At 74.3% G+C, this 23,530-nt stretch carries 12 protein-coding genes; 7 read left to right on the forward strand and 5 right to left on the reverse strand.

Annotated features, from left to right (window positions below; all coding sequences use genetic code 11):
- Positions 1-73: 73 nt before the first annotated feature.
- The 3 genes from JE024_RS02780 to JE024_RS02790 all read right to left on the reverse strand — a co-directional run bounded on the left by JE024_RS02780 (position 74) and on the right by JE024_RS02790 (position 11,960).
- On the reverse strand, positions 74-871 hold the full coding sequence (locus JE024_RS02780) for a thioesterase II family protein (protein ID WP_205372029.1): 798 nt from the start codon (positions 869-871) through the stop codon (positions 74-76).
- Positions 868-10,479, reverse strand: coding sequence for a non-ribosomal peptide synthetase (locus tag JE024_RS02785; protein ID WP_205372030.1), 9,612 nt, complete (start codon positions 10,477-10,479; stop codon positions 868-870). The genes JE024_RS02780 and JE024_RS02785 overlap by 4 nt, the downstream gene beginning before the upstream one ends.
- A gap of 131 nt (positions 10,480-10,610) precedes the next feature.
- Positions 10,611-11,960, reverse strand: coding sequence for a helix-turn-helix domain-containing protein (locus JE024_RS02790; protein WP_205372031.1), 1,350 nt, complete (start codon positions 11,958-11,960; stop codon positions 10,611-10,613).
- 329 nt (positions 11,961-12,289) lie between these two features.
- On the opposite strand from JE024_RS02790, the gene JE024_RS02795 reads away from it, so the two are divergent.
- The gene (locus JE024_RS02795; protein ID WP_205372032.1) at positions 12,290-12,583 is read left to right on the forward strand and encodes a hypothetical protein; all 294 of its coding nucleotides are present in this window, start codon (positions 12,290-12,292) and stop codon (positions 12,581-12,583) included.
- A gap of 30 nt (positions 12,584-12,613) precedes the next feature.
- Here the strand turns inward: JE024_RS02795 and JE024_RS02800 are convergent, their stop codons facing one another.
- Positions 12,614-15,595 carry an AfsR/SARP family transcriptional regulator gene (locus JE024_RS02800; RefSeq protein ID WP_244883115.1) on the reverse strand — a complete coding sequence of 994 codons (2,982 nt, stop codon included), beginning with the start codon at positions 15,593-15,595 and terminating at the stop codon, positions 12,614-12,616.
- 326 nt (positions 15,596-15,921) lie between these two features.
- On the opposite strand from JE024_RS02800, the gene JE024_RS02805 reads away from it, so the two are divergent.
- From JE024_RS02805 to JE024_RS02815, 3 genes are all read left to right on the forward strand, one after another.
- Positions 15,922-16,359 carry a nuclear transport factor 2 family protein gene (locus tag JE024_RS02805; protein WP_244882552.1) on the forward strand — a complete coding sequence of 146 codons (438 nt, stop codon included), beginning with the start codon at positions 15,922-15,924 and terminating at the stop codon, positions 16,357-16,359.
- A gap of 315 nt (positions 16,360-16,674) precedes the next feature.
- Positions 16,675-17,568 carry a SigB/SigF/SigG family RNA polymerase sigma factor gene (locus JE024_RS02810; protein ID WP_372449757.1) on the forward strand — a complete coding sequence of 298 codons (894 nt, stop codon included), beginning with the start codon at positions 16,675-16,677 and terminating at the stop codon, positions 17,566-17,568.
- 135 nt (positions 17,569-17,703) lie between these two features.
- A complete protein-coding gene (locus tag JE024_RS02815; RefSeq protein ID WP_205372035.1) occupies positions 17,704-18,651 on the forward strand; it encodes a helix-turn-helix transcriptional regulator in 948 nt (315 codons plus the stop codon).
- A gap of 25 nt (positions 18,652-18,676) precedes the next feature.
- Here the strand turns inward: JE024_RS02815 and JE024_RS02820 are convergent, their stop codons facing one another.
- A complete protein-coding gene (locus tag JE024_RS02820; protein WP_205372036.1) occupies positions 18,677-19,027 on the reverse strand; it encodes an STAS domain-containing protein in 351 nt (116 codons plus the stop codon).
- Between the two features lie 331 nt (positions 19,028-19,358).
- Here JE024_RS02820 and JE024_RS02825 point away from each other — a divergent pair, with 331 nt between their 5' ends.
- The 3 genes from JE024_RS02825 to JE024_RS02835 all read left to right on the forward strand — a co-directional run bounded on the left by JE024_RS02825 (position 19,359) and on the right by JE024_RS02835 (position 23,528).
- On the forward strand, positions 19,359-20,993 hold the full coding sequence (locus JE024_RS02825; RefSeq protein ID WP_205372037.1) for an ABC-F family ATP-binding cassette domain-containing protein: 1,635 nt from the start codon (positions 19,359-19,361) through the stop codon (positions 20,991-20,993).
- Positions 20,994-21,070: 77 nt separating this feature from the next.
- Entirely contained in the window at positions 21,071-22,771 is a 1,701-nt protein-coding gene (locus tag JE024_RS02830; protein WP_244882554.1) for an ATP-binding cassette domain-containing protein, read from the forward strand.
- Between the two features lie 490 nt (positions 22,772-23,261).
- Complete coding sequence (locus JE024_RS02835; RefSeq protein WP_205372038.1) at positions 23,262-23,528, forward strand: GlsB/YeaQ/YmgE family stress response membrane protein; 267 nt, start codon at positions 23,262-23,264, stop codon at positions 23,526-23,528.
- The last annotated feature ends 2 nt before the right edge of the window (positions 23,529-23,530 follow it).

Raw genomic sequence — 23,530 nt, forward strand, 5'->3', positions numbered from 1 at the left:
CCGTGGCTGTGCGGAGCGGAGTCCTCCGTGGGTGCGCGGGAGGGGTGGCGCCGCGGCCGTGCGGAGGCCCGGGTCAGGCGGCGGTGGCCGCGCTGCCGTGGAGGGCTTCGAGGACCGGGGTGAGCCGGGCGAAGAAGCCGGGCAGGTCCTGCTGGAAGTAGAAGTGGTCGCCGGGCAGCACCTCGGGCTCGGTCTCCTGACCGGCCACCAGGGACCAGCCGCCGAGCATGTCGACGGGGACGATCGGGTCGGCGTCGCCGCCGAACACCGCGACGGGGCAGTCCAGCCGCACGCCGGGTGCGGTGCAGCGGTAGGCGTCGTCGATGGCGAAGTCGGCGCGGATGGACGGCAGGACGATCTCGCGGAGCTCCGGGTCGTCGAGGATGCCGTCGTCGGTGCCGCCGCGCTCCTTGATGGCGGCGACCAGCTCGTCGTCGTCGAGCCGCTCCGGGTGCACGGGCGCCTGGTTGGGCAGGACGGGGGCGCGGCAGGCGGAGGCGATCAGCCCGCGCGGGGTGCGCCCGGCGGCCTGGAGGGCGCGGGTCACCTCGAAGGCGACCAGGGAGCCCATGCTGTGCCCGAGGACCACCAGGGCGCCGGTGTCGGCGGGCAGGGCGTCGACGACGGGCAGCGCGAGGTCGTCCACCGAGGCCGGCAGGTCCTCGCAGTAGCGGGCGCCGCGGCCCGGGTACTGGCCGATCAGCAGCCGTACGTCGGCCGGCAGGTGGTCGCGCCAGACGCTGTACGCGTGGGCGTTGCCGCCCGCGTGCGGGAGCACCAGCAGCGACAGGCGGTGCGGCGCGTCCCCGGGCAGGTCCCAGACGACGTCCTCGGGTGCGGGCGTCGGGGAGGTCGTGGCGTCGTTGCTCATGAGCTGATCCGATCTGTCTCGGTGCGGCGGCGGAGGGCGGGTCGGGCCTTCCGCGCCGGGGCGGCCTTGAGGGATTCGATGTGTGCGGCGAGCCGGGCCGGGGTCGGGTGCCGGAAGACGTCGCGGACGGTGAGGCGCACGTCGAGGGCGCCGGCGATGTGGTTGGTGAGGCGGGCTCCGAGGAGCGAGTGGCCGCCGTGGTGGAAGAAGTCGTCGTCGACGGTGAGGGGGGCGGTGGTGGCGAGGGTGCCCCGGAAGAGGGCGAGCAGCGTCTCCTCCAGCGGGGTGCGCGGGGCGCGTCCGCCGGTGGCGAGGGGGGCCGGATCGGGCAGGGACCGCTTGTCCACCTTGCCGTTCGGCGTCAGCGGCATCCGCTCCAGCACCGTGAGGTAGGTGGGGACCAGGTGCTCGGGCAGCCGCTCCGCCACATGGCGGCGGATGTCGTCGGGCTCGGTCACCCCCTCGGTGACGAGGTGGGCCGCGAGCCGGTCGCGGTACACGGTGACGACGGCCTGGGTGACGGAGGGGTGGGTGAGCAGGGCGGCCTCGGTCTCGCCGGGCTCGACACGGAAGCCGCGGATCTTGATCTGGTCGTCCGCCCGGCCCTCATAGACGATCCGGCCCCCGGTGTCGAAGCGCGCCAGGTCACCGGTCCGGTAGAGGCGGGCGCCCTTGGTGCCGTACGGGTCGGGCACGAAGCGGGAGGCGGTCAGGTCGGGGCGGCCGAGGTAGCCGTGGGCGAGGCCCTCGCCGGCGAGGTAGAGCTCGCCCGTCACACCGGGCGGGCACAGGTTCAGATACGGATCGAGGATGTAGGCGCCCTTGTTGACCAGCGGCACCCCCACGGGCACCAGGGCGGGCGGGGCGTCGCCGCGCGGGATGGCGTGGGTGGTGGTGAAGCCCATCGACTCGGCCGGACCGTACCCGTTCACCACCTCGACACCGGGCCGCAGGCGCTGGAGCTTGTGGACATGCGCGGGGGACGCTGCCTCGCCGCCGGTGAAGGCGACCGTCACCGACTCGAACGCCTCGGGATGCTCGTCCACCAGGAAGTTGAACAGGCTCGCCGACAGCTGGAGCATCGTCACCCCGTGCCGGCGCGACAGCTCAGCGATCAGCGCCGGCTCCGGACGCTGCCCCGGCTGGAGCACCGACACACCGCCGTGCAGCAACGCGCCCCAGAACTCCAGACTGAACGCGTCCCACGACACCGGCGAGCACTGGAGGAACACCTCCTCCGCACCGAACCGGCCGTAGGACTGACCGCTCACCGTCGACACCAGATTCCGGTGCGACGACAGGATCCCCTTCGGACGCCCCGTCGAGCCCGAGGTGAACATCACGCACGCCGTGTCGTCGCCGGTGACCTCCAGGCCGAGGTCGTCCGCCGCGAGGGCGGTCAGGTCGGCTGCCGAGGCGGTGACCGTGGTCCACGGGCCGTCGACGCGGGGGGCGAGCGCGGTGGTGGTGACGAGGTGGCCGATCCCGGCGTCCCCGGCGGCCGAACGCAGCCGCTCGTCGGGGAAGTCCGGGTCCAGCAGCGTGTAGCCCGCCCCCGTCTTGACCACCGCCACGACCGCCGTCGCGAAGTCCGCACCCCGCTCCAGCAGCACCCCGGCCAGATCACCGCGCCCCAGCCCCTGCGAGCGCAGATGCCGCGCCAACCGGTTGGCAGAAGCGTTCAGTTCGGCATACGACACCTGCCGGTCACCGTCGACCAGCGCGACCCGATCCGGCCCCGCGGCCACCTGCGCCTCGAACCGCCGCACCAGCGACAGCTCCCCCGCCTCCGCCACCGACCCGGCCCACGAACCGGTCAACAGCTCCCGCTCGCCGGACGACAAGGTCTCCAACCGCGACAACCGGACCTCCGGCGCCTCCAGCACCTGCCCCAGCACCCGCCCGAGGACCTCCGCCATCCGCCGCACGGTCACCTCGTCGAAGAGGTCGGCGGCGAAGATCACGGTGGCTCCGAGGGCCGTGCCGTCGTCCGAGCGCAGGAAGAACTCCAGGTCGAACTTGGCCGATCCGCCGGCGACGGTCCTCACCTCGGCGGTGGGCAGCCCGTGCAGGGCGAGCTCCGGCACACCGCCGGTCTCCAGGGTCAGGCAGATCTGGAAGAGGGGGTGGCGGGAGAGGGTCCGGGAGGGGTTGGCCGCTTCCAGGACCAGGTCGAACGGCGCCTCCTGGTGGGCGAAGGCGTCCAGGTCGGCGGACCGGACCCGCGCCAGCAGCTCACGGAAGGTCGGATCACCCGCGCTGTTCGTCCGCAGCACCAGCGTGTTCACGAAGAACCCCACCAGCTCGGCGAGCGCCTCGTCGGTACGGCCCGCGACGGGCGAGCCGATCGCCAGATCCGCCCCCGCCCCCAGCCGCGACAACGCCGCCACCAGCGCCGCGTGCACCACCATGAACGGCGTGCACCCCTCCGCCCGCGCGAACTCCCCGACCCGGGCGAACAACTCCTCCCCCAGGTCCAGTTGCACCTGACCGCCCCGGTGCGACGCCACCGCCGGACGCGGACGGTCGAGGCCGAGACCGTGCTCCTCCGGAAGGCCCTTCAACGCCTCCCGCCAGAAGGCGAGGTCACCGCCGAGCACACTGCCCGCGTCGTCCGCCGACCCCAGCACCCTGCGCTGCCAGGCGGCATAGTCCGCGTAGTCCACCGCCGGAACCTCCAGCACCGACACCGCCGCCCCCGCGACCCGCGCCGCATACGCGCGCTCCAGGTCGGCGAAGAACGCCGCGTTGGACAGACCGTCCGTCGCGATGTGGTGGAGGACGAGGGACAGGACCTGGGCGCGGTCGTCGGCGAGGTCGAGGAGCGTGGCGCGCAGGGGTGTATCGGAGCCGAGGTCGAAGGGCGTGCCGGCCAGTTCGGCGAGGGCGGCGTCGAGATCGGCGGAGTCGATCCGGCGACGTCGTACGACGACCCGGGCCTCGTCCGGCGACAGGATCCGCTGCCGCGGCTCCCCGTCCACCGCCTCGAACACCGTCCGCAGCGGAGCATGCCGCCCCACCACATCACCCAGCGCCGCCGCCAGCACACCGACATCCAGCCCACCCGCACACCGCACCACCAACGGCACGTTGTACGCCGCACTCCCACCCTCCAACTGCGCCAGCAACCACAACCGCCGCTGAGCGAACGACGCCACCGGCAGCACACCCGCCACCGAAGCCCCCTCCCCCGGCACCAACGGCGGCAGCACCACACCACCCGCGCCCTCCCGCCCGGCCACCACCTCCGCCAGACCCGCCACCGTCGGACGCGCGAACACATCCCGGATCGTGAGGCGGACACCCAGCGCCTCGGCCACCCGATTCGTCAGCCGCGCAGCCAGCAGCGAATGACCGCCCAGGTGGAAGAAGTCGTCGTCGACGGTGAGGAGGGCGGTGGTGGCGAGGGTGCCCCGGAAGAGGGCGAGCAGCGTCTCCTCCAGCGGGGTGCGCGGGGCGCGTCCGCCGGTGGCGAGGGGGGCCGGCTCGGGCAGGGACCGCTTGTCCACCTTGCCGTTCGGCGTCAGCGGCATCCGCTCCAGCACCGTGAGGAAGGTGGGCACCAGGTGGTCGGGGAGCCGGTCGGCGGTGTGCCGGCGGATCTCCTCCGGCTCGGCCACCGCGTCCAGCACCACATAGGCGGCCAGCCGCTGCTCATGCACCGTCACCACCGCCTGCGTCACCGCCGGATGACCCAGCAGCACCGCCTCCGTCTCGCCGGGCTCGACGCGGAAGCCGCGGATCTTGATCTGGTCGTCGGCGCGCCCCTCGTAGACGATCCGGCCCCCGGTGTCGAAGCGGGCCAGGTCACCGGTCCGGTAGAGGCGGGCGCCCTTGGTGCCGTACGGGTCGGGCACGAAGCGGGAGGCGGTCAGGTCGGGGCGGCCGAGGTAGCCGTGGGCGAGGCCCTCGCCGGCGAGGTAGAGCTCGCCCGTCACACCGGGCGGGCACAGGTTCAGATACGGATCGAGGATGTAGGCGCCCTTGTTGACCAGCGGCACCCCCACGGGCACCAGGGCGGGCGGGGCGTCGCCGCGCGGGATGGCGTGGGTGGTGGTGAAGCCCATCGACTCGGCCGGACCGTACCCGTTCACCACCTCGACACCGGGCCGCAGGCGCTGGAGCTTGTGGACATGCGCGGGGGACGCTGCCTCGCCGCCGGTGAAGGCGACCGTCACCGACTCGAACGCCTCGGGATGCTCGTCCACCAGGAAGTTGAACAGGCTCGCCGACAGCTGGAGCATCGTCACCCCGTGCCGGCGCGACAGCTCAGCGATCAGCGCCGGCTCCGGACGCTGCCCCGGCTGGAGCACCGACACACCGCCGTGCAGCAACGCGCCCCAGAACTCCAGACTGAACGCGTCCCACGACACCGGCGAGCACTGGAGGAACACCTCCTCCGCACCGAACCGGCCGTAGGACTGACCGCTCACCGTCGACACCAGATTCCGGTGCGACGACAGGATCCCCTTCGGACGCCCCGTCGAGCCCGAGGTGAACATCACGCACGCCGTGTCGTCGCCGGTGACCTCCAGGCCGAGGTCGTCCGCCGCGAGGGCGGTCAGGTCGGCTGCCGAGGCGGTGACCGTGGTCCACGGGCCGTCGACGCGGGGGGCGAGCGCGGTGGTGGTGACGAGGTGGCCGATCCCGGCGTCCCCGGCGGCCGAACGCAGCCGCTCGTCGGGGAAGTCCGGGTCCAGCAGCGTGTAGCCCGCCCCCGTCTTGACCACCGCCACGACCGCCGTCGCGAAGTCCGCACCCCGCTCCAGCAGCACCCCGGCCAGATCACCGCGCCCCAGCCCCTGCGAGCGCAGATGCCGCGCCAACCGGTTGGCAGAAGCGTTCAGTTCGGCATACGACACCTGCCGGTCACCGTCGACCAGCGCGACCCGATCCGGCCCCGCGGCCACCTGCGCCTCGAACCGCCGCACCAGCGACAGCTCCCCCGCCTCCGCCACCGACCCGGCCCACGAACCGGTCAACAGCTCCCGCTCGCCGGACGACAAGGTCTCCAACCGCGACAACCGGACCTCCGGCGCCTCCAGCACCTGCCCCAGCACCCGCCCGAGGACCTCCGCCATCCGCCGCACGGTCACCTCGTCGAAGAGGTCGGCGGCGAAGATCACGGTGGCTCCGAGGGCCGTGCCGTCGTCCGAGCGCAGGAAGAACTCCAGGTCGAACTTGGCCGATCCGCCGGCGACGGTCCTCACCTCGGCGGTGGGCAGCCCGTGCAGGGCGAGCTCCGGCACACCGCCGGTCTCCAGGGTCAGGCAGATCTGGAAGAGGGGGTGGCGGGAGAGGGTCCGGGAGGGGTTGGCCGCTTCCAGGACCAGGTCGAACGGCGCCTCCTGGTGGGCGAAGGCGTCCAGGTCGGCGGACCGGACCCGCGCCAGCAGCTCACGGAAGGTCGGATCACCCGCGCTGTTCGTCCGCAGCACCAGCGTGTTCACGAAGAACCCCACCAGCTCGGCGAGCGCCTCGTCGGTACGGCCCGCGACGGGCGAGCCGATCGCCAGATCCGCCCCCGCCCCCAGCCGCGACAACGCCGCCACCAGCGCCGCGTGCACCACCATGAACGGCGTGCACCCCTCCGCCCGCGCGAACTCCCCGACCCGGGCGAACAACTCCTCCCCCAGGTCCAGTTGCACCTGACCGCCCCGGTGCGACGCCACCGCCGGACGCGGACGGTCGAGGCCGAGACCGTGCTCCTCCGGAAGGCCCTTCAACGCCTCCCGCCAGAAGGCGAGGTCACCGCCGAGCACACTGCCCGCGTCGTCCGCCGACCCCAGCACCCTGCGCTGCCAGGCGGCATAGTCCGCATAGTCCACCGCCGGAACCTCCAGCACCGACACCGCCGCCCCCGCGACCCGCGCCGCATACGCGCGCTCCAAGTCGGCGAAGAACGCCGCGTTGGACAGACCGTCCGTCGCGATGTGGTGGACGACCAGCGAGAGGGTCGTCGCCCCGTCGTCGGTCTCCAGGGCGACCGCACGCACCGGCAGGTCCGTCGCAAGGTCGAAGGGCGTGCCGGCCAGTTCGGCGAGGGCCGCGTCGAGATCGGCAGCGCCGATCCGGCGACGCTCCACGACCACCCGGGCCTCGTCCGGCGACAGGATCCGCTGCCGCGGCTCCCCGTCCACCGCCTCGAACACCGTCCGCAGCGGAGCATGCCGCCCCACCACATCACCCAGCGCCGCCGCCAGCACACCGACATCCAGCCCACCCGCACACCGCACCACCAACGGCACGTTGTACGCCGCACTCCCACCCTCCAACTGCGCCAGCAACCACAACCGCCGCTGAGCGAACGACGCCACCGGCAGCACACCCGCCACCGAAGCCCCCTCCCCCGGCACCAACGGCGGCAGCACCACACCACCCGCGCCCTCCCGCCCGGCCACCACCTCCGCCAGACCCGCCACCGTCGGACGCGCGAACACATCCCGGACGGTGAGGCGGACACCCAGCGCCTCGGCCACCCGATTCGTCAGCCGCGCAGCCAGCAGCGAATGACCGCCCAGGGAGAAGAAGCTGTCGTCGATGCCGACGGGGCCGGTGGCGTCGAGGGTCGTGGTGAACAGGCCGAGCAGGGTCTCCTCGGTCCGGTTGCGCGGGGCGCGGATCGCGGCCCGGAGCGCGACGGGTGCGGGCAGGGCCCGCTTGTCGATCTTTCCGTTGGGGGTGACGGGGAGGCGGTCGAGAACGGTGAGGTAGGTGGGGACCAGGTGGTCGGGGAGCCGGTCGGCGGTGTGCCGGCGGATCTCCTCCGGCTCGGCCACCGCGTCCAGCACCACATAGGCGGCCAGCCGCTGCTCATGCACCGTCACCACCGCCTGCGTCACCGCCGGATGACCCAGCAGCACCGCCTCCGTCTCGCCGGGCTCGACGCGGAAGCCGCGGATCTTGATCTGGTCGTCGGCGCGCCCCTCGTAGACGATCCGGCCCCCGGTGTCGAACCGCGCCAGGTCACCCGTCCGGTACAGACGCCCCCCGCCGGCACCGAACCGGTCCGGCACGAAACGCGAAGCGGTCAGATCGGGACGGCCGAGATAGCCGTGGGCGAGGCCCTCGCCGCCGACGTACAGCTCGCCCGTCACACCGGGCGGGCACAGGTTCAGATACGGATCGAGGATGTAGGCGGGCTTGTTGACCAGGGGCAGGCCGACGGGGACGGCGGCGCGGGCGGTGTCGTCCTCGTCGACGGTGTGGGTGGTGGCGAAGATCATGACCTCGGCGGGGCCGTATCCGTTGAGGACGCGGATGCCCGGCTTCAGGCGGCGGAGCTTGTGGACATGGGCGGGGGACGCCGCCTCGCCGACGGTGAAGGCGGTGGTGACCGACTCGAACGCCTCGGGGTGCTCGTCGACCAGGAAGTTGAACAGGGTGGCGGAGAGCAGGAGCGTGGTGACGCGGTGCCGCCGGGTGAGCTCCGCGACCAGGGCGGGTTCGGGCTTCTGGCCGGGCTGGAGGACCGCCCGCCCGCCGTGCAGCAGCGGCGCCCAGAGCTCCAGGCTGAACGCGTCCCAGGAGACGGGTGAGGACTGGAGCCAGATCTGGTCGGGGCCTTCGGGCAGATAGGGCTGGCCGACGAGGGTGGCGACGAGGTTGCGGTGCGAGGAGAGGATGGCCTTCGGCCGCCCGGTGGAGCCGGAGGTGAACATCAGGCAGGCGGCGTCGTCGGGCGCGATGCGCACCCCCAGGTCGGCGGCTTCGTCGTCCACCGCCGTGCCGTGCGGCCCGAGACCGGCCGCTTCGTCGTCCACCGCCGTGCCGTGCGGCCCGAGACCGGCCGCTTCGTCGTCCTCGGGGCCGGCCGGCCCGGGAGCGTGGACGGTCCAGGGGCCGGTCAGGCGTCCGGCGAGGGCGGGGCGGGTGACGAGATGGCTGATGCCCGCGTCCTCGGCGGCCGAGCGCAGCCGCTCGTCGGGGAAGTCCGGGTCCAGCAGCACGTGTCCCGCGCCGGTCTTGAGGACGGCGAGGAGCGCGGTGACGAACGGGATGCCGCGTTCCAGCAGGACGCCCGCCAGGTCGCCGCGTCCGAGGCCGCGGGCGCGCAGTCCGCGGGCCAGGCGGTTGGCGCAGGCGTTGAGTTCGGCGTAGGTGACCGTGCCCGCCGTGTCCATGAGTGCCGTGCGGCCGGGGTGGATCCGGGCCTGTTCCTCGAACAGCTCGACGAGGGTGGCCTCCACAGGCTCGGCGGACGGTCCGGCCCACGGCCCGGTGAGCCGGGCGTGCTCCCGCGGGGTGAGGACGGGCAGACCGGCGACGGGCAGCGCGGTGGGGGCGTCGGAGGCGAGGACGGTGGAGAGGAAGGCGGCGAAGCGGTCCTGGTGGGCCGCGACGGCGCCGGGGTCGATGCCGTCGGCCGGGGTGTCGAAGTCGATGCGCAGCCCGTTCGCGGCGCCCAGGTCGAGGACGGCGACGGAGAGGTCGTCGACGGGGCCGTTGCTGATGTTGTGGTTGACGGTCGGGTGGCCGCAGACGGTGAGTTCGCCGTGGAAGCCCATGATGTTGAGGACGGGTGAGGCCAGGCGGCGGGAGCCGTCGATGACGCCGGCGTCGCGGCAGAGGTCCTCGTAGCGGGTGAGTTGGTGGCGCAGGCCGTGCTTGACCTCGGCGGACACCGTGCGGACGAGGTCGGCCAGGGGTGCGCCGGGGTCGACCCGGAGCCGCAGCGGCACCACGTTGGACGCCATGCCGGGGGTGCTGCGGGCCGCCCGGGTGGTGCGGCCGGTCACGGGGAGGGCGATCACCAGTTCGTCGCGTCCGGTGACCCGGTGGAGGTAGACAGTGAACAGGGCCACCAGCAGCACGGACCAGGTGACCCGTTCGCCGCGGGCGACGGTGCGCAGCCGTTCGGCGTCCTCGGCGGTGAGGTGCACGCTGCGCCGGGCGAAGGCCAGGCCGCCGTGGGCGGGGGCGGTGTGCCCGGTGCCGCGGACGAGTCCGGCGGGGGCGTCGGGGGCTCCGGCCAGGTGGTCGCGCCAGGCGGCCCGGGTGGCCGCCGCCTCCGGGGACGCGCGGTAGGCGGCTTCCTCGGCGAGCAGGTCGGCCAGGCTCCCGAACGGCGTCTCGCCGAACGGCTCGCCCGCCACGGCGCGTTCGTACAGCTCGACGAGGCGGGAGAGGGCCATGGAGACGCCGACGCCGTCGACCACGAGGTGGTGGAAGCCGTAGAAGTAGAAGTACCGCTCCTCCCCGAGCCCGATCAGCGCGCAGCGCACCGGGGGCGCGCCGGAGAGGTCGAAGGGGGCCGTGATCAGTGCGTCGATCAGCCGCCACGCCGCCCCCTCGGGGTCGTCGGCGCCGCTGACGTCCGTGTAGGGCAGGTGCCGGTCGCCCGCGTCGGGGTCGACGATCTGCCACACCCGCTCGCCGTCGTCCTCGAACCGGGAGATCCGCAGGAAGTCCGCCTCGTCGACCAGCCGGCGCCAGGCGGCGTCCATCAGCGCCGGGTCGACGGGGCCGTTGATCTCGCGGCACTCGGCGACGTTGTACTTCACACCGCTCGGGTCGAGGGCGTGCGCCGTCCAGATGTCGCGCTGGGCGACGGAGAGCGGCAGCCGGGCAGGGGCCTGTGCGGGTGCGACGGGCGGGTCGAACGGCATGGGGGCTCCTGGAGAGGTCACGTCTGCTGCTGCTCGGGAAGGGCGGGGCTGCGCCCATACAACCCGTGGGCGGGCGGCGGGAGCGGCAGTTGATCCGGCGGTACGGGAGCGGAACGCGGCGGCTGCGGCAGTCAGGCGGCAGCCGAGGGGGCAGCAACGGCCGCGGGGGCGGCGGCGGGGAGCGCGGCGCGGACGACGCACAGCACGCGGAAGGCGGAACGGCCGCCGTCGGTGCTGGGTCTGACGACGCCGCTGATGAGCAGGTCGCGGATGACGCGGCCGCAGTGCGGCAGGGGTCCGCCGGTGAGGCGCAGCACGTCCTCCAGGACGAACTCGTCGGCGCCGGCGGCGCACAGTCCGGCGAGGAGCTGCCGGTGGCCGGCCGGCAGCGCGGCGAGGGTGCGGGCGACGCGGTCCTGGAGGCTGGGGCCGGAGCGGCCGTCGGCGAGCGGGTCGAGGAGGGCGGCCGGGTCGGAGTCGACGATGCCGCGCAGGGTGCGCAGGTCGCAGACGGTGAGCCAGGAGGCGGCGGCGGCGAGGGCGAGCGGATGCCCGTCGAGCCGGTGGCAGACCCAGGCGATGTCGGCGAGGTCCCGTTCGCCGGGGACGAGATCGGGGCGCACCCGGCGCAGCCGGCCGAGGAAGAGGCGTACGGCGGGGGCCTCGGGGCGGACGCCGGCGGCCGGGTCGGGGGCGTCGAGGGGGGAGACGAGGAAGAGGCGTTCGCCGGGGACGTTCCACGGTTCGGCGGCGGTCAGCAGCAGCCGCAGGCCGGGGATCTCCCGCTGGAGGCGGGCGAGCCGGGGGAAGACGAGCTCCGCGGGGTCGACGCCGTCGAGGACGAGGAGGGCGCCGCGGTCGCCGAGGGCGGCGGCCGGGGAGGGCGGCAGGTCGTCGGCGGAGCCGTCGCCGCGGAGGTAGTCGGCGCAGTCGGCGGTCAGGGCGGCGACGGTGTCGTCGGCGTCGGGGAGGCAGTCGGCGACGGCTCCGGGGGCGGTGTGCCACAGGACGGGGAGGCCGGCGTCGTGCAGCCGGGCGGCGGTCTCCAGGGCGAGCCGGGTCTTGCCGACGCCGCTGAGACCGACGAGGGTGACGAGGCGTTCGGTGCCCGAGCGGAGTTCGTCGGTGAGGACGGCGGCTTCCGCCTGCCGTTCGATCAGCGGGTGGAGGGGGGCGGGGGGCGCGGCGCGCTCGGCCGTGCGGCCGGCGGCCGGGCCGCGGTGCCCGCGTCTGACCGCTTCCTCCAGGGCGGTGCGCGCCCGTGGTCCGAGGCGCAGCCCGTCGGCTATCAGCCGGATGGTGTCGGTGCGGGGGCGCTGGGCCTTGCCCTTCTCCAGGTCGCGGATGGCGCGGACGCTGATGGTGGAGAGGTCCGCGAGTTCCCGCTGGGTCAGGCCGATGCGGATCCGGTGGCCGCGGATGAGGGTGCCGAGGGCGGCGATGGCCGCCGTGGTGCCCTCCGGGGAGAGGCCGGTCGTCATGTGTGCTCCCGCTGGTCGAGTGGGGGCGAGGGCCGGGGACGGGCCCGAGTCGGGCCGCTGTGTTCCTCGCCTGCTGCACTCACTCATCCTCGGCACCCGGCTATCGGAGGGGCATCCCGTCGTTAACCGGCCATGAAAGGGGTGTACGGGGCCGTTGTGATGGCTGGGACGTGTGGGTGATAGCGGCCGCGGGCCCGTGATAGCGGAGCGGCGGAAGGCGGGTTCCGTGATAGCGGGGTGATAAGGCAGCGAGCGGTGCCGTGAATCCGGCCGTTCCTAGCGTGGTGGTCACAAGGAAACGCCACCCCGCAGAAACCAGGGAGAGCCCGATGTCGAAGACCGCCGCCACCCGCAACGCCCTCCGCGCCGCCGCCGTCTCCGCCCTGATCGTCCTCGCCACGGGCGCCGGGATCCAGGCCGGCTGGGCCGCCGAGGCGCCGGCCGCCACCGTCGCGGCCGCCGCGCAGGACACCCCCGCCGACGAGGGCGAGGGCGGCTCCACCGGCGCGACGGGCGGCACGGGCTCCACCGGCTCGGGCTCGACGGACGGCTCGGGCTCCACCGGTGGCACCGGCGGCACCGGCTCGACCGGCGGCACCACCGACAACAACCCCTGGGACTGAACGGACGCCGGACACCGGCGTCCCGCGGGGTCAGCCGACCCCGAGCAGCCGCTCCGCCTCGGCGAGCTCCCGCACCATCCGGCGTTCACGGAAGACCTCGACCGCCGGCGTCAGCACCTCCCGGGCACGCCCCGGACGCTCGGTCCCCAGCCGGGCGAGATCCAGGCGCGCGAGCGCGCCCCCGCTAAAATCCATGATCCGTTCCCGTGCGGCCACGGCACGGTCGTAGAAGTCGCCGGCCCGGTCCGGGCGTCCCATCACACTGAACGCCCGCCCCAGATCGTGCAGCAGGTGCCCCTCGCCGATCACGTCGCCGGACTCCCGGCACAGCTCCAGCACCTCGGTGAAGGTGAGGACCGCGAGATCGCTGCGGCCCTGCTCCAGCAGCAACTGCCCGACGCGCCGCAGGGTCCGCGCCCGTCCCCCCGTGTATCCGATGCCCTCGTAGATGTCGAGCGCCTCGTCGAGCTGCTTCTGCGCCGCGTCGATCTCGCCCCGGCGCATCCGGATGTGGGCGCTCTGGGTGAGGACGATCGCCCGTCCCACCACGTCACCGGCCCGGTCGAAGTCGGCGAGTGAGCGGCCGTAGAGTTCGAGCGCGCCCGGGTCGTCGCCGCTGGTGCGGGCGATGAGCGCGAGGTCGCGCCGGCACAGCGCCTCCCCCATGGGCTCGTCGAGGGCCTGGAAGACGTCGAGCGCCGAGGTCAGCGACTGGCGTGCGGTGTCGTACTGGTTGCGGCTCATGTAGAGCGAGCCGAGCGAGGCCCGGATCGCCGCGGTGCCGCGCAGGTTGCCGGCCTTGCGGACGGCGGACAGGGCGCTGAGGTGGGTCTGCTCCCACAGGTCGTAGTGGCCGCGGACCTCGAAGAGGGTGACGAGCGAGGTGGCGAGGTCCCAGCTCAGATCGTGCAGCCCTTCGTCCGCGGCGTGGGCGACCATGCCGCACAGGGCGGTCTGCTCGGCGTCGAGCCAGGCCAGCGGGTCGGCGAGGACCTCGTCGGTGTGGGTGGACGGCGGCTCCCAGCGCGGGGCGTCGCCGTGCAGGACGGTGAAGTCGCCGCCGTAGACCTTGCGGTGGGCCTGCTGGGCGAGGTGCATCCACCCGCCGGCCATGCGGGCGAAGGCGGCCTGCCGCTCCCCGGCCGGGTGCTGGGCGGCGAGCTGTTCGCGGGCGTAGACGCGGATGATCTCGTGGAAGCGGTAGCGGAAGCCGCCCGCCGGTTCGACACCGGCGACGTCGAGCATCTGCACGTCGACGAGGGGTTCCATCAGGTCGGACGGGAAGGGGCGGCGGTCGTCGAGCAGGGCGCCCGCGAGCCAGCTCGGCAGGGTCGGCGCCTGTGCCATGGACAGCAGCCGCAGCAGGCCCCGGTCCCCGGGCGCCAGTCCTTCGTAGGTGAGCGAGAGACTGGCCCGCATGGTCATCTCGCCGTGGGCGAGTTCGTCGAGCCGGTGCCGTTCGTTGGCGAGGCGCTGCACCATCGAGGCGAGCGGCCAGTGCGGCCGGGCCGCGAGGCGGGCGGCGACGATCCGCAGCGCGAGCGGGAGCCGGCCGACGGTGCGGACCAGGGCCTCGGCGGCGACGGCCTCGTTCGCGACGCGTTCCCGGCCGACGATCCTGGCGAGCAGTTCGAGGGCGCGGTCCTCGTCGAGCACGTCGAGTTCCACCCGGTGGGCGCCGGGCAGGGCGGTGAGCCGGGCCCGGCTGGTGACCAGGACCGCGCAGCCGCGGCTGCCGGGGAGCAGCGGGAGGACCTGGCTCTCGGCCGCGGCGTCGTCGAGGACGACCAGCACCCGGCGGGAGGCGAGGCGGGTGCGGTACATCTCGGCACGCTCGTCGAGCGATTCGGGGATGAGCTGGCCGGGGATGCCGAAGGCGCGCAGGAACCGGCCGAGGACCTCGACGGGCGGGGCGGGGGTGCCGGTGGTGCCGCGCAGGTCGCAGTAGAGCTGTCCGTCGGGGAAGCCGGTTTCGGCGAGGGCGTGGGCGACGTGCACGGCCAGGGCGGACTTGCCGGTGCCGGGTTTGCCGGTGACGGCGGCGACGCCGACGCTGCGGCCCTGGCCTCCGGTGAGCGCGTGCTCCAGGGCGGTGATGCGGTCCGGGTCGGCGACGAAGTCGGCGATGTCGGCGGGGAGCTGGTGGGGCACGTCGTCGGAGGACGGTGTCTCGGCGGGCGGCGCCGGTTCGGGGGCCGGTGTCCCCTCCCCCCTCTGCCGAACCGTTTCCTCGCCGGGTCTCTCCGCTGCGGCGCGCCGGGGGACGGCGCCGGCCGGCGGCGGGAGTTCGCCGGCGAGGATCGCCGACTCCAGGTCGCGCAGCTCCCGGCTGGGCTCCAAGCCGAGTTCCTCGGCGAGATAGGTGCGGGCGGTGCGGAACGCCTCCAGCGCCTCGGCCTGCCGGCCCGACCAGTAGAGGGCCTGGATGAGCAGGCCGTGCAGCTTCTCGCGCAGCGGGTGTTCGCTGGTGAACCGCTGGAGCTCGCCCACCAGGCGGTCGTGGCGGCCGAGTTCGAGTTCGAGGCGGATGCGCAGCTCGACGGCGGCGAGGCGTTCCTCGTTGAACTGGCGGGCCTTGTTGGCGAGCGGGCCGCTGTCGAGCCCGGAGAGGCAGTCGCCCTGCCACAGGGCGACCGCGTGGCGCAGCAGCCGCACGGCCTCGTCGGGTTCGCCGCGCTCGCGCAGGCCCCGGGCCTGCTGGACGAGGCCGGTGAAGAGGGCCGCGTCCACGTTGCCGGTGTCGGTGTGCAGGACGTATCCGGGCGGGCGGGTGGTGATCGAGGCCTCGCCGCTCGCGTCGGCGAGCAGCTTGCGCAGCCGCGAGACGCAGATCTGCACCTGGGTGCGGGCGGTCTCGGGCGGGTTGTCCTCCCAGATGAGGTCCACCAGGTGGCTGGTGCTGACCACCCGGTTGCTCTCCAGGAGCAGCGCCGCGAGGATCACCTCCTGGCGCCCGGGGGGTACCCGCAGGGGACGCTCGCCGGCGCCCTGGACCTGTAACGGCCCCAGCACGCGGAAGGTGAGCGGCGGCGTCCCGGTGCGTTCCCGGTGTCTCTCCGCGATGTCGTCAGCCACTGATTCCCCCACGGAGATATGAGTCGACAGGCCACGATCGCGCCGGCACGCCGGAATGTCAGGATCAAGTGAGGACAGTCTCCACATCTCTCCCCTCCGTGTCCATGCCGTGAAGATCCCGATGTGCGGCCCCCTCGGGGACAGGGTGCGAGGACAGGCGCGGGGGCGGGGCGCGGGGACAGGGCGCAGGGATAGGGCGGCGATAACGCGGAGTTGGGGCGCGGGGCCAGGATCGGCACGGAACGTGAAAGGAGGCTCGACAGGTGAACAGCCATGACGACACGTCAACCGCCCTGTGGGGTCCGGTGGATCTCGTCACCGCGGCGGGGATCGACCATGTGCGGCTGGTCTACGACTATCTCGACGCCGGCGACCGGGACGGGTGCGCGTCCCTGCTGCACGACGGTGTGGTCTTCGAGCTGCCGGGCCTGGCTCCGGCCCACGGCCGGGCGGCTGCCCTGGAGGCGCAGCTCCGGCACACCGTGCCCGCCGCCCGGCACGAGATCGACCGGGTCGTGGCCCAGGACCGGAACGTGGTGGCGGCGGGCCGGCGGGTCGTCCCCGGCCGCGAGGGACCGGGGCAGCGCTTCGTCGACGTCTTCACCATCGCCGACGACGGCATGGTGAGCGGTTGCACCCGCTACTACCACCTCGCCCCGGCGGACCCGTCCCCCGGCGGGCCCGGGACGCCGCCGCGCTGACGGGCGGGGCGCCGGCCGCGGGCGGCCGGACGGTCCCCGGAACGAAACCGCGGACGACGGCTGAGCGAACGAGTCGGCGCCGGCGGCCGTCGGCCCGGTGTGGCGGGCCGACGCCGGGGCAGGCCGATACATCGAGCACACCGTCCCCGCGCCCGGCGCGGGAACGGCGACCCGATGTCCTGTGCGCTCCGGCGGGCCGCCCCGCCCGCCCGCTGCGACGGTCCCACCCCGGCAGCGGGGCACGACAGGGCTGAACAGCAGCGACGCACGGTGAGCGGCACGCACACGCCGGCTCGCCGGGAAGGAACACTTCACGTGACGACGCACGTCGACCACGGTGTCACCGCCCGTGCCGAGGAGACCTCACCCCGTACCGACGAGACGGACCTCGCCGCCGCCCTGCCCCCGGGCGCGGCCGACGGCCTGGCCGTGGCGCCCGCGGACGCCCGCCGGCTGTCCCGGGTCTTCCTCCGCCGCCTGCGCCGCCTCGACGAGGGAACAGCCCGCTACCAGTACACCCGCAACACGCTCATCGAGATGAACGTGTCCCTGGTCAAGTTCGTCGCCGGTCGCTACCGCAACCGCGGGAACGGCGATCTGGAGGACGTCGTCCAGGTGGGCACCATCGGTCTGATCAAGGCCATCGACCGCTTCGACCCCGAGCGGGAGACCGAGTTCACCTCGTTCGCCATCCCGTACATCAACGGCGAGATCATGCGGTACTTCCGGGACACGAGCTGGGCCGTCCATGTGCCCCGCCGCCTCCAGGAACTCCGCAGGGAGCTCGTCACGGCGACCGAACTGCTCGCCGCCCGGCTCGGCCGGGAGCCCACGGTGGCCGAGCTGGCGGCGCACCTCGGCCTCCCCCGCGAGGAGGTCGCCGAGGGGCTGAAGGCCAAGGCGGCCTACACGGCGTCCTCCCTCGACACGCCTTCCACGGACCACGACGGCCCGCGCGACGACAGCCGGGCGCTCGCCGAGACACTGGGCCTCGACGACGAGCGCCTCGGCCTGTTCGAGGACCTCCACACCCTGGCGCCGCTCCTCGGCTCCATCTCGCCCCGCGACCGCGACATCCTGCGGATGCGGTTCGGCCAGGACATGACCCAGCGGGAGATCGGGCTGGAGCTCGGCATCTCCCAGATGCACGTCTCCCGCCTGATCGCCCGGGCGCTGGAGACCCTCCGCGCGGGGCTCCTCCAGGACTGACCGGCCGCCCCGGCCGCGGCCCGGCTCCCGCCCCCGCCCGCGCGTACCGGCCCGCCCGCCGCCACCGCCCGCGCGTACCCGGGGCGCGGCGGGGCAGGCTCGGGCAGGGGGCGGAGACACGACGGGACACAGGTGATGGAGACACTCTCCTTCGACAGCAGCAGCCTCGACGCGACGGAGGAGTTCCTCTCGCGGGCGTACACGCCGATGCGCATCGGCGGCCGCCCGCAGGAGACCGGAGCCCGGATCGAGCGGCGTGCCGTCGGGGAGCTGGTCGTCGACAAGCTGCACTTCGACTACACGATGGCCTACGACGCGGGCAGCCTGGGCAAGGTCTGCCTGATCACGCTGCACCGGGGCACCCTGGCCGACACCACCGACGGCCGCGACGAGGTCTACGGCCCCGGCGACACCTTCCTGGTCGCCCCGCCGGACCGCCCGTACACGGGTGAGGTGCGCGCCGCCCGCTACACGATCACCATGTTCGACCCGGCGCTGCTCGACCAGGTCGCCGTCGTGGGCGCGGACCGGGCCGGACCGGTCGCGCTGACCGGCGCGCGGGCGCGGGACGCGGCGTCCAACCGGCGGCTGGGTTCCACCGTCGCGTTCCTGCGCGACCATGTGATCGACACACCGGACGCGGGCGGGCTGGTGGTCGCGACGGCGGCCCGGCACCTGGCCGCGGTGACCCTCTCGGCACTGCCGAACTCGGCCGCGGACGACGAGCCCCGGCCGGCGGACAACCGTGACGCGGGCACCCGGACCCTGCGCAGGGCGATCGACTTCATCGAGGAGAACGCCCACCGGGACATCGGCCTCGCCGACATCGCGGCCGCCGCGTTCGTCACCCCCCGGGCCGTCCAGTACGCGTTCAGCCGCCACGCCGGCACCACGCCGCTGGCCCACCTCCGGCTCGTCCGCCTGGCCCGCGCCCACCGGGACCTGCGGGCGGCGGACCGGCGCACCACCGGGGTGATGGAGGTGGCGGCGACCTGGGGCTTCGCCCACCCGGGGCGCTTCGCCGCGGCCTATCGCGCGGTCTACGGGACGGCGCCGTCGGCCACGCTCCGCGAAGGCTCCTGACCGGGGGCGTACCGCGCCGGCGGTGTCAGCCGAGTGCGGCCAGCGCGGAGGGCAGGTCGGGGAAGTAGCGGAACGCCCGGTGGTTCCCGGTGAGCGCGATCAGCCGCCGCGGCTCCACCGCGAGCGCTCCCGCGACCCAGATCTGGCCTCCGCCGGGCGGCGGTTCGAGGAGTTCGTGCAGCGGGACGAGGTCGAGGAACTGAAGGCCCGCGACGTCCAGGACGAGCTGCTTGCCGCTGGCCCGCGCCGCTTCCATCGTCAGGCTCAGGCGGGGGGCGACATCGATGTCCACCTCGCCGACGAGCCGGACGACACAGGCGCGCTCGGTCTCGAACATGTCGGACGTCGACTCGAAGCCGGCCGGGTGGGCTGTCATCGCACCACGCTGTCACACCGGCAGGGTGCGGTCACCCGTGCTCCCCCTCCCCGTCCGGGAAACGAAGACGGCCGACGCGTGAGCGAAGGCTCCCGGGCCGGACGGGCCGGACTGTTAGACTGGCCGGGACCTTGATCGTTTCCCGGCGAGCCCCGACGAGGAGCACAGACATGGTGGTGGACGACGACATCTCCGGGTGAGACCCGGAGCTGACAGGCCACCGGCCGGTGCGTGGAAGCGCCGCCGTCGTGGCCTCGCTGTCGTCTCCTCTTCCCCTGTCCGTCACCGGGCGGGAGTCTCCTTCCTGCCCTCTGCCTTCGAGGTCACCTCCATGTCCGACGCCTCCGTCGTCTGCTCCCAGCTCTCCTTCTCCTGGCCGGACGACACCCCCGTCTTCCAGGACCTCTCCTTCACCGTCGGCCCCGGCCGCACCGGGCTCGTCGCGCCCAACGGCAGCGGCAAGAGCACGCTGCTCCGGCTGATCGCCGGTGAACTGCGGCCCACCGCCGGGTCGGTGACCGTGTCCGGCACCCTCGGCCACCTCCCCCAGACCCTCCCCCTCACCGCCGGCCTCACCACCGCGGAGGTGCTGGGCGTCGCCCCGGTGATCCGGGCCATCGACGCCGTGGAGTCGGGAGACGTCGACGAGCGGCACTTCGAGACCATCGGCGACGACTGGGACATCGAGGAGCGCACCCGCGCCCAGCTCGACCGTCTCGGCCTGGCCGGTCTCGCCCTGGACCGCACCCTGGGCACCCTCAGCGGCGGCCAGGTCGTCTCCCTCGGCCTGGCCGCGCAGCTGCTGCGCCGGCCGGACGTGCTGCTGCTCGACGAACCGACCAACAACCTCGACCTCGACGCCCGGCACCGGCTCCACGACGTGCTGGGCGACTTCGGCGGCTGCCTGCTCCTGGTCAGCCACGACCGGGCCCTGCTCGACCGCATGGAACGCATCGCCGAGCTCGACCGCGGCGAACTGCGCCTGCACGGCGGGAACTTCACGGCCTACGAGCAGGCGGTGGCCGCGGAGCAGGAGGTCGCCGAGAAGAACGTCCGCAACGCCGAGCAGCAACTCAAGCGCGAGAAGCGGGAGATGCAGCAGGCCCGCGAACGGGCAGAGCGCCGGCAGAGCAACGCCGCCCGCAACCTGAAGAGCGCCGGTCTGCCCCGGATCTTCGCCGGCACCATGAAGCGCGGCGCGCAGGAGTCCGCGGGCCGGGCCGGGCAGATGCACGCCGGGCGGGTCGGCGAGGCGCAGGCCCGGCTCGACGAGGCCGGGCGGGCGCTGCGCGACGAGCAGCGCATCACGGTGGACCTCCCGGACACCCAGGTGCCCGCGGGGCGGAACCTCTTCATCGGCAGCGGGCTGCGCGTCAGGCTCGGGGACACCGACGTGTTCACCGGCGAGGGCGCCGACCTGACCGTGCGGGGGCCGGAACGCATCGCGCTGACCGGGCCCAACGGCGCCGGCAAGAGCACCCTGCTGCGGCTGCTGAGCGGCGGACTGACGCCCGGCGGTGGCGAGGTGCGGCGGGCCGACGGCCGCGTCGCCTACCTCTCGCAGCGGCTCGACCTGCTGGACGAGGGCCGCACCGTCGCCGAGAACTTCGCCGACCACGCACCGCGGCGGCCCGAGGCCGAGCGGATGAACCTGCTCGCCCGCTTCCTCTTCCGCGGGCCCCGCGCGCACCTGCCCGTCGGCGTCCTCTCCGGCGGGGAACGCCTGCGCGCCACCCTGGCCTGTGTGCTGTGCGCGGAACCCGCTCCGCACCTGCTGCTCCTGGACGAGCCGACGAACAACCTCGACCTGGTCGGCACGGGACAGCTGGAGAGCGCGCTCGACTCCTACCGGGGCGCCTTCGTGGTGGTCAGCCACGACGAACGGTTCCTGCGCGAGATCGGGGTGAACCGGTGGCTGCGGCTGGCCGGCGGCGAGCTGACGGAGACGGGCGCCCCCGAGGTGTGAGCCGCCGGTGCCGACCCGGCCCGCGTCCGAGGCGTCAGCCCCCGCGGGCCCCGCACCGATCCACCGAGGACGGTCCCATGCCTCCCTCCGCCGCCATGTCCGCGTCCGCATCCGCGTCCCGTCACGCCCTGATCGCCCAGGACCTCGTCCACACGCTCGGCGGCCGCCGGGTGCTCGACGGTGTCGGCCTCACCGCGCCGCCGGGACGGCGCATCGGCCTGATCGGGGAGAACGGCTCCGGCAAGTCGACCCTGCTGCGCCTGCTGGCCGGGGTGGAGAAGCCCGACGCCGGCACGGTCACCCGCCCGCCCGACACGGGCTTCCTGCACCAGGAGATCCCGTACGACACCGCCGCGACGATCGCCGACGTGCTCGACGACGCGCTGCGCGAATCCCGGGAGGACCTCGCCGCACTGGACCGGCTCACCGAGGAGCTGGCCCGCACACCGCAGGAGGCCCCCGGCCACCCGGCGCTGCTCGACGCCTACGGCGAGCGGCTCGAACAGGCCCGTGAGCGGGAGGCGTGGGACGCCGACCGGCGCGCCGAGCTGGTGCTCGGCGGTCTCGGCGTCGGCGCCCTCCCCCGCGAACGGCCGCTCGGGTCGCTGTCCGGCGGGCAGCGCGGCCGGCTCGCGCTGGCCGCCCTGCTGCTGCGGCGGCCCGCCGCGCTGCTGCTCGACGAGCCGACGAACCATCTCGACGACGCCGCCGCGGCGTTCGTCGAGGAACAGGTGCGCGCGCTGCCCGGGACGGTCGTGGTCGCCAGCCACGACCGGGCCTTCCTGGACGCCGTGTGCACGGACCTCCTCGACCTCGATCCGGCGGTCGACGGCCCGGTCCGGTACGGCGGCGCCTACACCCCCTACCTGGCCGAGCAGCGCGCCGCACGGGAACGCTGGGAGCGCCGCTGGGCCGAGGAACGCGAGGAGGCGGCGGCGCTGCGGGTGCTGGCCGGGGTCACCGCGCACCGGGTGGCCCCGAACCGGGGGCCGCGCGACAACGAGAAGATGGGCTACGGCCACCGCGCGGGGCGGGTGCAGAACCAGATCTCCCGGCGGGTGCGCAGCGCGACCCGCCGGCTGGAGGAACTGGAACGGTCCGCGGTCGGCGAGCCGCCCAGGCCGCTGCGTTTCGCGGGGAGGGCGCTCGCGGCGGGCGGTGCCGGTGACGGCGACGGCGCGGGTACGGCGCTCGCGGCGGACGGTGCCGGTGACGGCGGAGGTCCGCTGGTGGCGCTGGACGGCGCACGGGTCCCGGACCGGCTCGCGCCGCTGACCCTGGAGGTGTCGGCCACCGACCGGCTCCTCGTCACCGGCGGGAACGGCACGGGCAAGTCGACCCTGCTCGATGTGCTGGCCGGACGCCTCGCACCGGCGGGCGGGATCCGCCGGAGGGCCGGGCTCTCCGTGGGACTGCTCGGCCAGGACACCGTCTTCGACCGCCCGGAGCGCTCCTGCCGGGACCTCTACGAGCAGTCCCTGGGCGCCGAGCGGGCGGAGTCGGTCCCGCTGCGTTCCCTGGGACTGCTCCACGAGACGGACCTGGACAAGCCCGTCGCCCGCCTCTCCGTCGGCCAGCGCCGCCGCCTCGCACTGGCCCTGCTGGTGGCGCGTCCACCGCAGTTGCTGCTGCTCGACGAGCCCACCAACCACCTGTCGCCGCGCCTCTGCGACGAACTGGAGTCGGCACTGGCCACGGGCCCCGGAGCCATCGTCCTCGCCTCCCACGACCGCTGGCTCCGCCGGGCCTGGCGGGGGCGCGAACTCCGCCTCGCCTGAACCCTGCTGCGCACGCGGGCCCGGTGCACCCCGGTGGTCGCAGCACCGGTGCACCCCCGTGGCCCAACACCGCGCTGCGCACGGTGCCCTCAAACGCCGGACGGGCCGGCCTTTCAGCCCCGCCGGCGCTTGAGGCGCGGGGCTCGGGGCGGACCCCTGCCGGACCGGGGCCCGGTGCACCCCGGCACCGCGCCGCGCACAGTGCCGTCAAACGCCGGACGGGCTGCCCTTTCAGCCCCGCCGGCGCTTGAGGCGCGGGGGTGTGGGGGCGGAGCCCCCGCCGGACCGGGCCGCGCACACAGGGCCGGTACACCCCGGTGGTCGCAGCACCGCGCCGCGCACGGTGCCCTCAAACGCCGGACGGGCTGAAGTGGCCCCGCCCTGACGCGCCCCGAGGGAACGCCCGCACCGGGCGGAAGCCGGTTCCGGGGCATCCGGGGGGTGTCGGGGGGTAGTCGGAGGCGGAGAGGTCGTTCGTGAAGGAGCCGTCATGGATGTGTCGGGAGTGCTCAGCGCGCTCGTCGCCGGAACCGCCGTCGGCGCCCTCGGGCGCCTTCTCCTGCCCGGGCATCAGCACATCGGTGTGCTGTGGACCCTGGTCGCCGGCATCGCCGCCGCACTCCTCGGCTCGCTGCTCGCCGCGGCCTTCGGCCTCGGCGACGGCGCGGGCGGCGACTGGCTGGAGTTCCTGATCCAGGTGGTGGTCGCGGGCATCGCCGTCGCCGGCCTCGACCGCTGGCTCCGCGCGAGCCTCTGAGC

The organism is Streptomyces zhihengii, assembly GCF_016919245.1.
Classification (GTDB): domain Bacteria; phylum Actinomycetota; class Actinomycetes; order Streptomycetales; family Streptomycetaceae; genus Streptomyces; species Streptomyces zhihengii.

Bases quoted from the DNA above. Each gene is read 5' to 3' on its own strand.
- JE024_RS02825 (WP_205372037.1), top strand. From the start codon at position 19,359: ATGTCCGACGCCTCCGTCGTCTGCTCCCAGCTCTCCTTCTCCTGGCCG.
- JE024_RS02790 (WP_205372031.1), bottom strand. From the start codon at position 11,960: ATGACGACCGGCCTCTCCCCGGAGGGCACCACGGCGGCCATCGCCGCC.
- JE024_RS02835 (WP_205372038.1), top strand. From the start codon at position 23,262: ATGGATGTGTCGGGAGTGCTCAGCGCGCTCGTCGCCGGAACCGCCGTC.
- JE024_RS02795 (WP_205372032.1), top strand. From the start codon at position 12,290: ATGTCGAAGACCGCCGCCACCCGCAACGCCCTCCGCGCCGCCGCCGTC.
- JE024_RS02815 (WP_205372035.1), top strand. From the start codon at position 17,704: ATGGAGACACTCTCCTTCGACAGCAGCAGCCTCGACGCGACGGAGGAG.
- JE024_RS02780 (WP_205372029.1), bottom strand. From the start codon at position 871: ATGAGCAACGACGCCACGACCTCCCCGACGCCCGCACCCGAGGACGTC.
- JE024_RS02820 (WP_205372036.1), bottom strand. From the start codon at position 19,027: ATGACAGCCCACCCGGCCGGCTTCGAGTCGACGTCCGACATGTTCGAG.
- JE024_RS02830 (WP_244882554.1), top strand. From the start codon at position 21,071: ATGCCTCCCTCCGCCGCCATGTCCGCGTCCGCATCCGCGTCCCGTCAC.
- JE024_RS02785 (WP_205372030.1), bottom strand. From the start codon at position 10,479: ATGCCGTTCGACCCGCCCGTCGCACCCGCACAGGCCCCTGCCCGGCTG.